Raw genomic sequence first — 15,334 nt, 5'->3', positions numbered from 1 at the left:
CTCAGGCGGCGTTCTTGAGTTTCGGGTCCAGCGCATCGCGCAGGCCGTCACCCATCAAGTTGATTGCCAGCACGCTGAGCAAAATAGTCAGACCGGGCAGGCTCACCACCCACCAGGCGCGTTCGATGTAGTCACGGGCCGAAGCCAGCATGGTGCCCCACTCAGGCGTTGGCGGTTGTACGCCAAGGCCAAGGAAACCCAGGGCTGCGGCATCGAGGATCGCCGAAGAGAAACTCAAGGTAGCCTGCACGATCAGCGGCGCCATGCAGTTGGGCAACACGGTGATGAACATCAGGCGTGGCAGGCCGGCGCCGGCGAGGCGGGCGGCAGTCACGTAGTCGCGGTTCAGTTCGCCCATCACCGCCGCGCGGGTCAGACGTACATAGGACGGCAGCGAGACGATCGCGATGGCGATCACGGTGTTGATCAGGCCAGGGCCGAGGATCGCGACGATGGCAACGGCCAGCAGCAGCGAGGGCAGGGCCAGCATGATGTCCATCAGACGCATGATGGTCGGGCCGAGCAAGCGCGGGAAGAACCCGGCAAACAGGCCCAGCAGGATGCCCGGGATCAGCGACATCACCACCGACGATAAACCGATCAGCAACGACAGGCGCGAGCCCTGGATCAGGCGCGAGAGCAGGTCGCGGCCCAGTTCATCGGTGCCGAGCAGGAACTGGATCTGCCCGCCTTCCAGCCACGACGGCGGGGTCAGCAGGAAGTCGCGGTATTGCTCGCTGGGGTTATGCGGCGCAACCCACGGGGCGAAGATCGCGCAGAACACGACCAGCAACATGAACAGCAGGCCGGCAACCGCGCCTTTGTTCTTGGAGAAGGCTTGCCAGAATTCTTTGTACGGGGACGGGTACAGCAGGCTTTGATCGACTGCTGACACTGGAGTAGGTGTGGTCATGGTCATGATCTCAGCGCTGGTGACGGATGCGTGGGTTGGCGAAGCCGTAGAGGATATCCACCACGAAGTTCACCAGGATCACCAGGCAGGCGATCAGCAGGATGCCGTTTTGCACCACCGGGTAGTCCCGTGCGCCAATGGCTTCGATCAGCCATTTGCCGATGCCGGGCCACGAGAAGATGGTTTCGGTCAGTACCGCACCGGCCAGCAGGGTGCCGACTTGCAGGCCGACCACGGTGAGCACCGGAATCAGCGCGTTACGCAGGCCGTGCACGAACACCACACGCGCCGGCGACAGGCCCTTGGCCTTGGCGGTACGGATGTAGTCTTCACGCAATACTTCGAGCATCGAGGAACGGGTCATCCGCGCAATCACTGCCAGCGGGATGGTGCCGAGCACGATGGCCGGCAGGATCAGGTGGTGCAGGGCGTCCCAGAACGCGTCCGGCTCGTCGGCCAGCAGGGTGTCGATCAGCATGAAGCCGGTGCGCGGCTCGATGTCGTAGAGCAGGTCGATCCGTCCGGAAACCGGGGTCCAGCCCAGGCTTACCGAGAAGAACATGATCAGGATCAGGCCCCACCAGAAGATCGGCATCGAATATCCCGCCAGGGAGATGCCCATCACCCCGTGGTCGAACAGGGATCCTCGCTTGAGTGCCGCGATCACCCCGGCCAGCAGGCCCAGGATACCGGCGAACAACAGGGCGGCCATGGACAGTTCCAGGGTCGCCGGGAAGAGGGCGGTGAACTCGGTCCACACGCTGGTGCGCGTGCGCAGGGATTCACCCAGGTCGCCTTGGGCGAGCTTGCCGACATAGTCCAGGTATTGCGCATACAACGGCTTGTTAAGGCCAAGGCGTTCCATTGCCTGTGCGTGCATCTCGGGGTCGACGCGGCGTTCGCCCATCATGACTTCGACAGGGTCGCCAGGGATCATGCGAATTAACGCAAACGTCAACAAAGTGATGCCGAAAAACGTGGGGATCAGTAACCCCAGTCGGCGGGCAATAAAACTAAACATCTTGTTGTGTACCTCAATCAGCCGGTTAGGCAGGTTCGGCGCCGTCAATGTCGACGGCGCCGAGCGTTTCTCTTATTTACTTCACCTGAGTGGTGGCGAAGTTATTTGTACCTAGAGGGCTTTGGGTGAAGCCTTCTACGTTCTTGCGCATGGCGGTGAACAGTTTCGGGTAAGCCATGGGAAGCCATGGTTGGTCCTTGTCGAAAACGTCCTGTGCTTGTTCATAGAGTGCAGCGCGCTGGCCGGGTTCAGCGATGGCGCGCGCCTTGTCGATCAAGTCTTGAAATTCTTTGTTACACCAGCGCGCGTAGTTTTCGCCGTTTTTGGCTGCATCGCAACTCAGGTTCGGCGTGAGGAAGTTGTCGGGGTCGCCGTTATCGCCTACCCAGCCAGCCGAAACCATGTCGTGCTCGCCGTTTTTAGCGCGCTTGAGCATCTCGCCCCATTCCATGACTTTGATATTGACCTTCAGGCCAATCTGGGCCAGATCCGCCTGCATACGCTGGGCGCCGAGCATCGGGTTGGGGTTGGTCGGGCCGCCGCCATTACGGGTGAACAGGGTGAATTCGGTGCCTTCCGGTACACCGGCCTCTTTGAGCAGGGCACGGGCCTTGTCCAGATCACGGGGTGGGTTTTTCAGTTTGTCGCTGAAACCCAGCAAGGTCGGCGGATAAGGGCCGGTGCCCACTACCGCGTTGCCTTTGCCGAACAGGGCTTCGGTATAACCGGCCTTGTCGAACGCGATGTTGATCGCGTGACGTACCCGCGCATCGCTCATGTATTTGTGGGTGGTGTTCAGCGCGGTGTAACTGGTGGTCATCGCCGCCAGTTCATCGACTTTCAGGTTCGGGTCTTTCTTGATGCTTGGAATGTCATCCGGCTTGGGGAACAGTGCGATCTGACATTCGTTGGCCTTGAGCTTCTGCAGGCGTACGTTGTTATCGGTGCTGATTGCCAGGATCAGCGGGTCGACTGCCGGTTTGCCGCGGAAGTAGTCGGGGTTGGCCTTGAACCGCGCCTGAGCGTCTTTCTGATATCGGATGAAGATAAACGGGCCAGTGCCGATGGGCTTGGCGTTGAGGTCTTCGGTCTTGCCGGATTTGAGCAACTGGTCGGCGTATTCCTTCGAGTGGATTGAAGAGAATGCCATTCCCAGGTCGGCCAAAAACGGTGCTTCAGGACGGGTCAGGGTGAAGACCACGGTGTGATCGTCGGTCTTCTCTACGCTCTTGAGCAGTTCCTTGAAGCCCATGCTTTCAAAGTACGGGTAGCCCACGAGGGACTTGTTGTGCCACGGGTGATTCGGGTCCAGCTGGCGCTGGAAGCTCCAAAGCACGTCGTCGGCGTTCAGGTTGCGCGTGGGTTTGAAGTAGTCGGTGGTGTGGAACTTGATGTCGTCACGCAGGTGGAAGGTGTAGGTCAGGCCATCGGCGCTGATCTCGGGCAGGTCTTTGGCCAGCGCGGGGATCACCTCGGTGGTGCCGGGCTTGAAGTCCACCAGGCGGTTGAACATGGTTTCCGCCGCAGCGTCAGCGGTGACGGCCGTGGTGTACAGGACCGGATCGAAGCCTTCCGGGCTGGCTTCGGTGCAGACCACCAGCGGTTTGGCCGAAATGCCGACGGCCACGCTCAACAGCGCGGCAGCAATGGCGGCTTGTAGCGGGAGCATTTTCATTCAGAGCCCTCTGCAATCGATGGGACCAGACAAGCGTAGACGGCAGGCTCGTCCTGAGCCCACCGTCTACCTGGTGCTAATTAAAGAATGTTGAACGGGATGGTGGTGACCAGACGGAACTCTTTGATGTTGCCGTCAGCTTGTTGTGCGCTGGCGCGGTGAGTCACGTAGGTACCACGGATGGTGGTGGCCTTGAGCGGGCCGCTCTGGATCGCGTAGGAGGTGCCAACACCGTATTCCTGGTGTTTCTCGCCGTCCATCAGGCGCAGGTCGCTGCGGCTCTCGCCCGTGGTGCCGTAGGCGGTACCGTTGTAGTGAGTACCGTCGATGCCCCAACCGCGAGCCGAGTAGACGTTGAACTTCAGGCCCGGTACACCGTACTCGGCCATGTTGATGCCGTAGGCGATCTGGAAGGACTTCTCGTTCGGGCTGTTGAAGTCGGAGGTCAGGGAGTTGGCCAGGTAGATGCCGTTGGTTTCGTGCAGGTAGTCGAAGTACTCGTCACCGTTAACTTCCTGGTACGAGAAGGTCAGGCTGTGAGCCTGGTGGGTCAGGCCCAGGGACAACGAGTAGGTGTCGTTGTCGATCTTGCCCATCTTCTTGCTGCCGGTATCGGTGGTTTTGTAGTAGTTCAGGCCGGTGGTCAGTGCCAGGGTCTGTGCATCACCCAGTTCATGGGTGGCGCCGAAGTAGTACTGGTTCCAGAAGTCTTCGACGTTAGCGGCGAACACGCTGGTTTTCAGGCTCTTGAACGGCTGGTAGTTGAAGCCCAGGGTTTTGACTTTGTCGGTTTCCTGGCCATTGCCGTATTCGGAGCGGAATTTCGACAGGCTCTGCTCGGTACGTGGCGAAACGCGGTCGAAGATACCGCCCTGGAACGACAGGTTGCTCAGCTCTTCGCTGTTGAAGCTCACACCCTCGAAGCTCGAAGGCAGCGCACGGTTACCGATGGTGTCGATGATACCGGTGCTGAAGTTCTGGCGACCGGCGGTCAAGGTGGTGTTGGACACACGGAACTTGACGTTGGCCAGGCCCAGTTTGCTCCACTGGCCTACAGCGTCACCGAAGGAATGAGCCAGGGTACGGTTGGAGCCGCCGGCGATGTCTTTCTGGTCGCGGTCGAGCGCGATGTAGTTGTACGCGGCAACTTCGGTGCTCACGCCAACGGTGCCTTGGGTGAAACCCGAGGTGTAGTTGAGGATGGTGCCCTGGGCCCAGTTGTAGCGGCGAGAGACGCGGGTAGTTACGTCGTTGGCTTTATCGGCTTCATTTTTGTAGTAGCCGAATTTCTGGCCACGAAATTTCATTTCGTTGGAGTACCAGTTACGGGTAGTACCGCCCAGGCTTTGACCGTCGATAAAGCCTTTGGCCTCGCTTTGGGCGCTGGAGCCGGCCAGGGTGGTAGGAACGAATTCCTGGCTGGCGGGTTCAGCGTAGGCGGTGGCCGTGATGCTGCTGATGGCCAGGGCCAGAAGCGCTTTGCTGCTCAGTTTCATGGGTGAAGCTCCTTTGGTTCTCTTTTTAATGCCGGTCTTTTTTGGTGATCCGGCTATTGGGTGTGTAACTCGTTCAAGCCATTGCAAACGTTTGCCGTAGGAAAAATCCCGATAAAAGGCTGCACGTTTGCAGCAGGGCGGGGAGCCGCCCTGCACAATCCGGTTATTTTCTTATGGGGTAACGCTGACGCCCGAGAACACGTTGCGGCCGAAGGGGCTCACTTTGAAGCCTTCGACTTTGGCGCTTAACGGCTGGTTGACCGTCGAGTGGGCGACGGGCGTGATCGGCACCTGCTGCTTGAGCAGTTGCTGCGCCTGTTTGTACAGAACAGTCCTTTGTTCGCGGTCGGTCACGACCTTGGCTTGCTTGATCAGCGTGTCGTACGCCGGGTCACACCACATGGAGTAGTTATTCCCGCCGATGGCGTCGCAGCTGTAGAGGGTGCCCAGCCAGTTGTCCGGGTCACCGTTGTCGCCGGTCCAGCCGATCAGGCTGATATCGTGCTCACCGTTCTTGGTGCGCTTGATGTATTCGCCCCACTCGTAGCTGACGATCTTGACCTTGAGGCCGATCTTGGCCCAGTCGCTTTGCAGCATCTCGGCCATCAGCTTGGCGTTGGGGTTGTACGGCCGTTGCACCGGCATCGCCCACAGGGTGATTTCGGTGCCTTCCTTCACGCCGGCGGCCTTGAGCAGTTCCTTGGCTTTTTCCGGGTTGTAGGCGGCGTCCTTGATGGTGTCGTCGTAGGACCATTGCGTCGGCGGCATGGCGTTGACCGCCAGTTGGCCTGCGCCCTGAGTACACGGCATTCAGGATGCTCTGCTTGTTCACCGCCATGTCCAGCGCCTGGCGCACTTCGAGCTGGTCGAACGGCTTGTGGCGCACGTTGTAGGCGATATAGCCGAGGTTGAACCCGGGCTTGGTCAGCAATTGCAGGTTGGGGTCGGCCTTGAGGGCATCGACGTCGGCCGGGCGCGGATGCAGGGTCACCTGGCATTCGCCGGCCTTGAGCTTCTGCACGCGCACCGAGGCGTCGGTGTTGATGGCGAAGATCAGTTGGTCCAATTGGACCTTGCTCGGGTCCCAATACTGTTTGTTGGCCACATAGCGTATCTGCGAGTCTTTCTGATAGCGCTGGAACACAAACGGGCCAGTGCCGATCGGCTTCTGGTTGATGTCACTGGGCTTGCCGCTCTTGAGCAACTGTTCGGCATATTCGGCCGACAGGATCGCGGCGAAGCTCATGGCGATGTTCTGCACGAACGCGGCGTCAACCGAGTTCAGGGTCATCACCACGGTGTGCGGGCCGGTTTTTTCGACCTTGGCAATGTTCTTGTTCAGGCTCATCCCGTTGAAGTACGGAAACTCGGTGGGGTAGGCCTTGCGAAACGGGTGGTCGGGGTCAAGCATACGGTTGAAGGTGAACAGCACGTCGTCGGCGTTGAAATCCCGCGTCGGCTTGAATTCCTTGTTGCTGTGGAATTTCACCCCTTCACGCAGGTGAAAGGTGTAGGTCAGGCCGTCTTCGGAAATATCCCATTTGGTTGCCAGTGCAGGTACCACGTTGGTCGCGCCTTTTTCAAACTCGACCAGGCGGTTGTACAGCGGCTCGGCCGCATCGTTGTCGGTGGCGGTGGTGTATTGCGCAGTGTCGAACCCTGCCGGGCTGCCTTCGGAGCAGAACACCAGGCTCTTTTTGTCGGCGGCTTGGCCCATCGTGGCCACAGCCAGCAGGCTGGTGCCAAAAATTGCGGATAGAACGGTGGTATGGCGCATGACGATCCCGATCCTTGTTTGTAATTGTCATCAGCGAGCAATCACCCAGGCTTTCGGCCTGGGGGACATCACTGATCCCACGCACAGCAAGTGCCTTTCCCAAGTTGGAGCCTCTGCTGTCCTACGACGGTATGGGCCGCGGACTTCGCAGTAAATGCGCCAAAATGGATTGACCTTGTAGGCAACAGGCGTGTTTACCGCGGTCCGTTGCTGTAGGACGCAACGTCAGCGAATGTGCTCTGTTTCCTATGGTCAAGGCAGAATGCAATAACGGCGACGTTATGAAACGTCGCCGTTATTAAGCATTACTTGCCGCTTACGCTCACGCCATAGAAGGAGTTCAAGCCAAACGGGCTGATCTTGAAGTCCTGCACGGTGTTGCGCATGGGTTGATACACCGTCGAGTGCGCGATAGGTGTCATCGGGACTGCATCTTTGAGGATATGTTGCGCCTGCTTGTACAGCTCGGTGCGTTTGGCGACATCCGATGTGGCCTTGGCTTCTTTCACGATGCCGTCGAATTTCTTGTCGCACCATTTGGAGAAGTTGTTACCGGCCAGCGAGTCGCAGCCGAACAGCACGTTCAGCCAGTTGTCCGGGTCACCATTGTCGCCGCTCCAGCCAATGATCATGGCCTGGTTCTCGCCGCCTTTGGAACGCTTGATGTACTCGCCCCACTCGTAGCTGGTGATCTTCACCTTGAGGCCGATCTTGGACCAGTCGTTCTGCAGCATTTCTGCCATCAGCTTGGCGTTCGGGTTATACGGACGCTGAACCGGCATGGCCCACAGGACGATCTCGGTACCTTCCTTTACGCCCGCTTCCTTGAGCAGCGCTTTGGCTTTCTCAGGGTCGAACTTGGCATCCTTGATGGTGGTGTCATAGGACCATTGGGTCGGCGGCATGGCGTTGACGGCCAACTGGCCGGCGCCCTGATACACGGAGTCGATGATCTGCTGCTTGTTCACCGACATGTCCAGTGCCTGGCGCACGCGCAGGTCGGCCAGCGGGTTAGGCTGGTCGCTGCCCTTGACCTTGTCCATCACGTTGTAGGCGATGTAGCCCAGGTTGAAACCGGCCTGGTTCGGCAGTTTCAGGTCCTTGTCTTCGCCCAGCGCCTTGAGGTCGGCCGGACGTGGGAACAGGGTGACCTGGCATTCGTTTTTCTTCAGCTTCTGGATACGCACCGATGGGTCGGTGGTGATGGCGAAGATCAGGTTGTCGATCTTCACGTCTTCAGGTTTCCAGTAGTCCTTGTTGCCGGTGTAGCGAATGTTCGAGTCTTTCTGGTAGCTCTTGAACACGAACGGGCCAGTGCCGATCGGCTTCTGGTTGATGTCCGCGGCTTTGCCTTCTTTCAACAGTTGGGCGGCGTATTCGGCCGACTGGATCGAAGCGAAGCTCATCGCCAGGTTCTGGATGAAGGCCGCGTCCACGGTGCCAAGGGTGAACTTGACGGTATGGTCATCGACTTTCTCGATGTTCTTGATGTTGGTGTCCATCCCCATGTCCGTGAAGTACGGGAACTCGGTGGGGTAGGCTTTGCGGAACGGATCGTCCTTGTTGATCATGCGGTTGAACGTGAACAGCACGTCATCGGCATTGAAGGTACGGGTCGGCTTGAAGTACGCGGTGGTGTGGAACTTGACGCCATCGCGCAGGTGGAAGGTGTACGTCAGGCCATCCGGGGACACGTCCCAGTTGGTGGCCAGCCCAGGAATCACAGCGGTGCCGCCGCGTTCGAACTGGGTCAGACGGTTGAACATGGTTTCGGCCGAGGCATCGAAGTCTGTTCCGGTGGTGTACTGGCCTGGGTCAAAACCAGCCGGGCTCCCTTCGGAGCAGAACACCAAGTTAGTCGCCGCTTGGGCGAACGGGGCTGCGGCCATAAGGCCAGCGCTCACTAATAACGGAAGGACTGCGTGTTTGAACATGTTGGCCTCATGATTTGTTGTCATTTTTGGTGGTGAGGGCGACCTCGTGAGTCGGCCTGCGGATACTTATGCAGGCGCCATACCCATTGCAAGATGTTGAACCGTTGCAATAGGCAAAGAGTGGTACGAACGTACAGGAATGTCGCAATTATGAAAGTTTGTACATAATTGCGTCTGTTTTGAGGGTTTTTTCGGTGCATTGTGCGCACCAAAAAAGCCCAACCGAGGCGTCTAGCGCCCTCGGTTGGGGCGTTGCTGTTACTTATCTAGACTCACGCCGTAGAACGGGGTCAGGCCAAAGGGGCTGATCTTGAAGTCCTGGACTTCCTTGCGCAGCGGTTGGAAAACCGTCGAGTTCGCAATAGGCGTTATAGGTACTTGTTCCTTAAGTATTTTTTGCGCCTGTTGATACCACTTGATGCGTTGCTCGCGGTCGCTGCTGACCTTGGCCTGCTGCACCAGCTTATCGTAGGCCGGGTTACACCATTTGGCGTAGTTGCTGCCCTTGACCGCAGCACAACTGTAGAGCACGCCGAGCCAGTTATCGGGGTCGCCGTTATCGCCGGTCCAGCCGTAAATCATCGCGTCGTGCTCGCCATTTTTTGCACGCTTGATGTACTCGCCCCACTCATAGCTGACGATATTGGCCTTGATGCCGACTTTCTCCCAATCCTGCTGGATCATTTGTGCCGACATTCGCGCATTCGGGTTGGAGGCGCGCTGGACCGTCATGGCCCACAAATTAATGGTAGTGCCAGGTGCAACCCCTGCTTCTTTTAGTAGCGCCCGCGCCTTGGTCGGATCGTAAGGCGCGTCCTTGATGCTTGGGTCATAAGACCACTGCGCCGGTGGCAGTGCGTTCTGCGCCAATTGCCCGGCGCTCTGGTACACAGCCTTGATGATCGCGGGCTTGTCGATGGCCATGTCCAGGGCCTGGCGCACTTTGAGCTGGTCCAGTGGTGGGTGTGTCACGTTGTACGCCAGAAAACCCAGGTTGAACCCGGCCTGCTGCAGCACGCGCAGGTTGGGGGCCTGCTTCATCACCTCGATGTCGGCGGGGCGCGGGTAGCCGCTGACCTGGCATTCACCGGCCTTGAGCTTTTGCAGGCGCGAGGCGGCGTCCGGGGTGATGGCGAACACCAGATTATCGAGCTTCACATCCTCGGGCTTCCAATACTGTTTATTGGCGACGTAGCGGATTTGCGAGTCTTTCTGATAGCGCTTGAACACAAACGGTCCGGTGCCCACCGGCTTCTGGTTGATCTCCTCAGCCTTGCCTTGCTTGAGCAACTGCGCAGCGTATTCGGCGGACTGCACCGAGGCGAAGCTCATCGCCAGGTTCTGCACGAACGAGGCATCGACGCTGTTCAGGTTGAAACGCACCGTGTGCTCGTCGAGTTTGTCGACACTCTTGATGGTGGTGTTCAACCCCATGTCGGTGAAGTACGGCGACTCGGAGGGGTAAGCCTTGCGGAACGGGCTGTCGGCATCCAGCAGGCGATTGAAGGTAAACAGCACGTCATCCGCGTTGAAATCGCGGGTAGGGGTGAAGTAGTCGGTGGTGTGAAACTTGACGCCATCGCGCAGGTGGAAGGTATACGTCAGGCCGTCCTGTGACACCTCCCAGCGCGTTGCCAGGCCCGGCTCGACCTCGGTGCCACCGCGCTTGAACTGGGTCAGGCGGTTGAACACGGTTTCGGCCGAGGCATCAAAGTCGGTGCCGCTGGTGTACTGGCTGGGGTCGAAGCCGGCCGGGCTGGCTTCGGAGCAGTAGACCAACGTGCTGGCGGCCTGGGCCATGGGCATAAAGGCCAGCAGGCCGGCGGCGAGGAGCAGTGGTTTTAAGGTGATTCTTTCCATTGAGACCCCTGAAGTGGCAGGCATATAAACGCTGCTTAAACGAAAACGGCGGTCACCGAGGTTACCGCCGTTGAGGTTTGTCAGGTAGGGGTTACGGCATCTGTACTTCAATCACACCATCAGCACTCATGCTGACCTGGCTGGTGCCGGCTTCGACTTCTGGCGTTGGTGCCGAATCCGCCATGGCCGCTTTCATCATCATGGCGCCACGGGCATACGGTTGTGGGTAACCATTAGTGTTGAAGTTCAGGTTGACGATCTTGTAACCCTTGCCGCCCAGCGCATCGGTGGCCAATTGGGCGCGTGCCTTGAACGCGGCAACGGCATCTTTGAGCAGCGCATCTTCGCTGGCCTTGCGTGTGGCGTCGGCGATGGCGAAGTCCATGCTGTCCATTTTCAGGGTGTTCAGCAGTTCGCCGGTGAGCTTGGACAGCGCCGGGAAGTCCGCGCTTTCCAGGCGCAGTTCGGCGCGCTCACGCCACCCAGTGATTTTCTGGTTCTTGTTGTCGTAGATCGGGTAGCTGTTACGGCTGCCCTGGCGCAGGGTCACGCCTTTGACTTCGCGCGCCTGGCCCAGGGCCGTGTTCAGGGTGGTGGTGATTTCGGCGGCGAGCTTGGCCGGGTCGGTATTTTGCGACTCGGTGTAGAGGGTGACGATCATCTTGTCGCGGGCCACCTCCTGGCTGGCCTCGGCGCGCAGGGAAACCTGATTGTAATGCAGCTCATCGGCGGCCATGGCCGGCAGGCTGGCCAGTGCGCTGGCGCTGAGGGTAAGAACGGCTGCGCTGCGAGTGAAACGAGACATGGAAGCTCCTTGGGATGTTCGTGTTCGGTATGACTGTAGACGGTGGCATCGGGTTCTTCGGGTTTACACATTCGCTACACGTGGTGGTGCGGCCGACGAACGGTCACTTTCGCGGCCTGCGTCAAAGAGCCACACACGCCGTGTCAGTGGGCCTGCTTCGTTTATACTCCCGGCGATCCGCCTGCAGCGCTCAACGGGAGAGCACATGCTCGCCGCCGTAAAACTGACTTCCGCCACCCGCCAGAACCTCTGGCGCCTGACGTTTATTCGTACCCTGGTACTGGCCGCACAAGCCGGTTCCGTCGGGCTCGCCTACTGGTTCGACCTGCTGCCGCTGCCTTGGCTGCAGTTGGCCGTGACCCTCGGCTTTTCGATTGTACTGTGTGTGTTCACCGCGATCCGGTTGCGCACCACGTGGCCGGTGACCGAGCTGGAATATGCCCTGCAATTGGCCTGCGACCTGTTTATCCACAGTGTGTTGCTGTATTTCTCCGGCGGTTCCACCAACCCGTTTGTTTCTTATTACCTGGTGCCCCTGACCATCGCTGCGGTGACCTTGCCATGGCGCTACTCGGTGGTGCTGTCGGGCATTGCGCTGACCCTGTACACCTTGCTGCTGGCGCGCTTCTATCCATTGCAGACGTTCCCCATTGCCCGCGAAAACCTGCAGATCTATGGGATGTGGTTGAGCTTTGCGCTGTCCGCCGCCGTTATTACCTTCTTCGCCGCACGCATGGCCGAAGAACTGCGCCGCCAGGAAGAGCTGCGCGCCATTCGCCGGGAAGAGGGCCTGCGTGACCAGCAACTGTTGGCCGTGGCCACGCAGGCCGCCGGTGCGGCCCATGAGTTGGGCACGCCGTTGGCCACCATGAGCGTGCTGCTCAAGGAAATGACCCAGGACCATCACGACCCGGCCCTGCAAGACGACCTCAGCGTGTTGCAGGAACAGGTCAAGCAGTGCAAGCAGACGTTGCAGCAACTGGTGCGCGCCGCCGAAGCCAATCGCCGCCTGGCGGTAGAGATGCAGGACGTGACCCAGTGGCTCGACGGAGCCCTGAACCGCTGGCACCTGATGCGGCCCGAAGCCAGTTACCGTTTTCATCTGTTGGGGCAGGGCAGCGTGCCGCGCATGGCGCCGCCGCCGGATCTGACCCAGGCGCTGTTGAACCTGCTGAACAACGCCGCCGACGCCTGCCCCGAAGGCTTGGGCGTGCAGCTGGACTGGGATGCCGAACACGTGACCATCAGCATTCGCGACCACGGTGCGGGTGTGCCGCTGGCGATTGCCGAACAAATCGGCAAACCTTTTTTACCACCAAGGGCAAAGGCTTCGGCCTTGGTCTGTTTTTGAGCAAGGCCAGCGTGACCCGCGCGGGCGGCTCAGTGAAGCTCTATAGTCATGAGGAAGGCGGCACGCTTACCGAGCTGCGCCTGCCCCGTGTCGCACGAGGAGATATCGATGAGTGACGAGATCCAAGTCGAAGGCGAAGAACTGCCGCACCTGCTGCTGGTAGATGACGACGCCACCTTTACCCGCGTGATGGCGCGTGCCATGAGCCGTCGCGGTTTTCGCGTGAGTACCGCAGGTTCCGCCGAAGAGGGCCTGACCATCGCCCAGGCCGACCTGCCGGACTACGCCGCGCTCGACCTGAAAATGGACGGAGACTCCGGCCTGGTGCTGCTGCCCAAGCTGCTGGAACTCGACCCGGAAATGCGCGTGGTGATCCTCACCGGTTATTCCAGCATCGCCACCGCCGTCGAGGCGATCAAGCGCGGCGCCTGCAACTACCTGTGCAAACCGGCGGACGCTGATGACGTGCTGGCCGCCTTGCTCTCCGAGCACGCCGACCTCGACACCCTGGTGCCGGAAAACCCGATGTCGGTGGACCGCCTGCAGTGGGAACACATCCAGCGCGTGCTGACCGAGCACGAAGGCAATATCTCCGCCACTGCCCGCGCCCTGGGCATGCACCGCCGCACCTTGCAGCGCAAGTTGCAGAAGCGCCCGGTACGTCGCTGAACGAAGTCTGAACAACCTGCTTCAGGCCGCACGGAGCCCTGAACCGATCGTCTATGATCGGTTCAAACGCCTGTCTCCCTTTCCCTACCGAGCCTGAACGATGAATCAGAACGCTGAATATTCCGCGGTCAACGACGCGGTGCGTGGGCAATTTTTACGGCGGGTGTGGGGGTTGATCACGCCTTATTGGCGCAGCGAAGAGAAGGGCAAAGCCTGGCTGCTGTTGCTGGTGGTGCTGGGTTTGTCGCTGTTCAGCGTTGCCGTATCGGTGTGGTTCAACAGCTGGAACCGGGATTTCTACAACGCCCTGGAACACAAGGACTACGACGCCTTCACCCATCTGCTGATGTACTTCAGCGTGATTGCCGTGGTGGCGATTGTGACCGGTGTGTTCACCTCTTACCTGCAACAGATGCTCACTATCCGCTGGCGTCGCTGGCTGACGGAAACCTACTTTACCCAATGGCTCGGCCACAAGAATTACTACCACCTGGAATACGGCGGTTACACCGATAACCCCGACCAGCGTATCTCCGAAGACCTCAACGCCTTCACCAGCAGCACCCTTACCCTGGGGCTGGGTTTTATCAGCAACCTGGTGAGCCTGGTGTCGTTCTCGGTGATTCTGTGGGGCGTGTCCGGCAGCATCGAGGTATGGGGCATCACGATTCCCGGCTACATGTTCTGGGCCGCGCTGGTTTACGCGGTGATCGGCAGCTGGTTGACCCACTTGATAGGTCGCAAACTGATCGGCTTGAGCAATCGCCAACAAAGGTTTGAGGCCGACCTGCGTTTCAGCCTGGTGCGGGTGCGCGAGAACGCGGAAAGCATCGCGCTGTTCAACGGCGAGCCCAACGAGCATCAGCAATTGAGTGCACGTTTCGGGCGGGTGTGGAGCAACTTCTGGAGCATCATGCAGCTCAAGAAGCGCCTGAGCTTCTTCACCAGCGGATACTCGCAGATCGCGATCATCTTTCCCTTTGTGGTCGCGGCGCCGCGTTATTTTGCCGGCAAAATCGAACTGGGCGTGCTGATGCAGGTGGCTCAGGCGTTCGGCAGTGTGCAGGGCAGCCTGAGCTGGTTTGTCGATGCTTACACGCTGCTCGCCAGTTGGCGCGCCACCTGTGATCGTCTGCTGAGTTTCGGCCAGGCCATGCAGGACAACGAAGGCCGCACCATGGGGATCGGTCTGCAGCATCAGGGCGGCGACTTGCAGGTCAAGGACCTGAGCCTGGACCTGGCAGACGGCCGTCATTTGCTGCAGGGCGCCGACCTGACGGTGGCCGAAGGCGAGCGCCTGATGCTCAGCGGTCGCTCCGGCAGCGGCAAGTCGACCTTGCTGCGGGCCATGGGCAACCTGTGGCCCAACGGTCACGGCAATATTCGCCTGCCGGCCGAGCGTTATCTGTTCCTGCCGCAAAAACCTTACCTGCCGATTGGCACGTTGAAGGCGGTGTTGAGTTATCCACAGGACGACAGCGCTTACCCGGCAGCGCGTTATGCACAGGTCCTGGAGACCTGCCGCCTGCCGCATCTGGTCGGCCGTCTGGATGAAGCCAACCACTGGCAGCGCATGCTCTCGCCAGGCGAGCAGCAGCGTCTGGCCTTTGCTCGCGCCTTGCTGTTCGCGCCGCAATGGCTGTACATGGACGAAGCCACGTCGGCGATGGATGAAGAAGACGAGGCGACGCTGTATCAGGCGTTGATCGATGAACTGCCGGGGCTGAGCATCGTCAGCGTCGGCCACCGCAGCAGCCTCAAGCGCTTCCATGGGCGGCATGTGCGGATCGAGGGTGGGCAGTTGCAGGAACAAGCGGTGTCCTGAGGACTGAC

Annotated in this window: 9 protein-coding genes and 2 pseudogenes; 3 read left to right on the top strand and 8 right to left on the bottom strand. The window is 59.6% G+C overall.

Annotated elements, in window-relative coordinates; genetic code table 11:
- Position 1 precedes the first annotated feature (1 nt).
- The 8 genes and pseudogenes from LRS56_22170 to LRS56_22135 all read right to left on the bottom strand — a co-directional run bounded on the left by LRS56_22170 (position 2) and on the right by LRS56_22135 (position 11,481).
- A complete protein-coding gene (locus LRS56_22170; GenBank protein ID WDU61503.1) occupies positions 2-913 on the bottom strand; it encodes an ABC transporter permease subunit in 912 nt (303 codons plus the stop codon).
- 10 nt (positions 914-923) lie between these two features.
- Entirely contained in the window at positions 924-1,934 is a 1,011-nt protein-coding gene (locus LRS56_22165) for an ABC transporter permease subunit (GenBank protein WDU61502.1), read from the bottom strand.
- A 76-nt stretch (positions 1,935-2,010) separates the two neighbouring features.
- Positions 2,011-3,609, bottom strand: a complete 1,599-nt coding sequence (locus LRS56_22160; protein WDU61501.1) for an ABC transporter substrate-binding protein — start codon at positions 3,607-3,609, stop codon at positions 2,011-2,013.
- Positions 3,610-3,689: 80 nt separating this feature from the next.
- Positions 3,690-5,105 carry an OprD family outer membrane porin gene (locus tag LRS56_22155; GenBank protein WDU61500.1) on the bottom strand — a complete coding sequence of 472 codons (1,416 nt, stop codon included), beginning with the start codon at positions 5,103-5,105 and terminating at the stop codon, positions 3,690-3,692.
- Between the two features lie 171 nt (positions 5,106-5,276).
- A pseudogene (locus LRS56_22150) lies at positions 5,277-6,882 on the bottom strand (ABC transporter substrate-binding protein).
- Between the two features lie 305 nt (positions 6,883-7,187).
- Positions 7,188-8,816 carry an ABC transporter substrate-binding protein gene (locus LRS56_22145; protein ID WDU61499.1) on the bottom strand — a complete coding sequence of 543 codons (1,629 nt, stop codon included), beginning with the start codon at positions 8,814-8,816 and terminating at the stop codon, positions 7,188-7,190.
- A gap of 258 nt (positions 8,817-9,074) precedes the next feature.
- The gene (locus tag LRS56_22140) at positions 9,075-10,676 is read right to left on the bottom strand and encodes an ABC transporter substrate-binding protein (protein WDU61498.1); all 1,602 of its coding nucleotides are present in this window, start codon (positions 10,674-10,676) and stop codon (positions 9,075-9,077) included.
- Between the two features lie 91 nt (positions 10,677-10,767).
- Positions 10,768-11,481: an SIMPL domain-containing protein gene (locus tag LRS56_22135; GenBank protein WDU61497.1), complete on the bottom strand. Its 714-nt coding sequence runs from the start codon at positions 11,479-11,481 to the stop codon at positions 10,768-10,770.
- A 205-nt stretch (positions 11,482-11,686) separates the two neighbouring features.
- Between LRS56_22135 and LRS56_22130 the strand changes: the two are divergent.
- The 3 genes and pseudogenes from LRS56_22130 (at position 11,687) to LRS56_22120 (ending at position 15,326) form a co-directional block, all read left to right on the top strand.
- Positions 11,687-12,948: pseudogene (locus tag LRS56_22130) on the top strand (ATP-binding protein).
- Positions 12,941-13,501 (top strand): response regulator transcription factor, encoded by a 561-nt coding sequence (locus LRS56_22125; GenBank protein WDU61496.1) that lies wholly within the window; start codon positions 12,941-12,943, stop codon positions 13,499-13,501. The pseudogene LRS56_22130 and the gene LRS56_22125 overlap by 8 nt, the downstream one beginning before the upstream one ends.
- 100 nt (positions 13,502-13,601) lie before the next feature.
- Positions 13,602-15,326: an ABC transporter ATP-binding protein/permease gene (locus LRS56_22120; GenBank protein ID WDU61495.1), complete on the top strand. Its 1,725-nt coding sequence runs from the start codon at positions 13,602-13,604 to the stop codon at positions 15,324-15,326.
- The last annotated feature ends 8 nt before the right edge of the window (positions 15,327-15,334 follow it).

Source organism: Pseudomonas poae, from assembly GCA_028869255.1.
GTDB classification, from domain to species: Bacteria; Pseudomonadota; Gammaproteobacteria; order Pseudomonadales; family Pseudomonadaceae; genus Aquipseudomonas; species Aquipseudomonas poae_C.
Note: the sequence above shows the minus strand (reverse complement) of the source record. Positions and strands in the feature narration are given on the sequence as shown.

Excerpts from the sequence above, each read along its gene's own strand:
- LRS56_22170 (WDU61503.1), bottom strand. The coding sequence starts at position 913 with ATGACCACACCTACTCCAGTGTCAGCAGTCGATCAAAGCCTGCTGTAC.
- LRS56_22165 (WDU61502.1), bottom strand. The coding sequence starts at position 1,934 with ATGTTTAGTTTTATTGCCCGCCGACTGGGGTTACTGATCCCCACGTTT.
- LRS56_22160 (WDU61501.1), bottom strand. The coding sequence starts at position 3,609 with ATGAAAATGCTCCCGCTACAAGCCGCCATTGCTGCCGCGCTGTTGAGC.
- LRS56_22155 (WDU61500.1), bottom strand. The coding sequence starts at position 5,105 with ATGAAACTGAGCAGCAAAGCGCTTCTGGCCCTGGCCATCAGCAGCATC.
- LRS56_22145 (WDU61499.1), bottom strand. The coding sequence starts at position 8,816 with ATGTTCAAACACGCAGTCCTTCCGTTATTAGTGAGCGCTGGCCTTATG.
- LRS56_22140 (WDU61498.1), bottom strand. The coding sequence starts at position 10,676 with ATGGAAAGAATCACCTTAAAACCACTGCTCCTCGCCGCCGGCCTGCTG.
- LRS56_22135 (WDU61497.1), bottom strand. The coding sequence starts at position 11,481 with ATGTCTCGTTTCACTCGCAGCGCAGCCGTTCTTACCCTCAGCGCCAGC.
- LRS56_22125 (WDU61496.1), top strand. The coding sequence starts at position 12,941 with ATGAGTGACGAGATCCAAGTCGAAGGCGAAGAACTGCCGCACCTGCTG.
- LRS56_22120 (WDU61495.1), top strand. The coding sequence starts at position 13,602 with ATGAATCAGAACGCTGAATATTCCGCGGTCAACGACGCGGTGCGTGGG.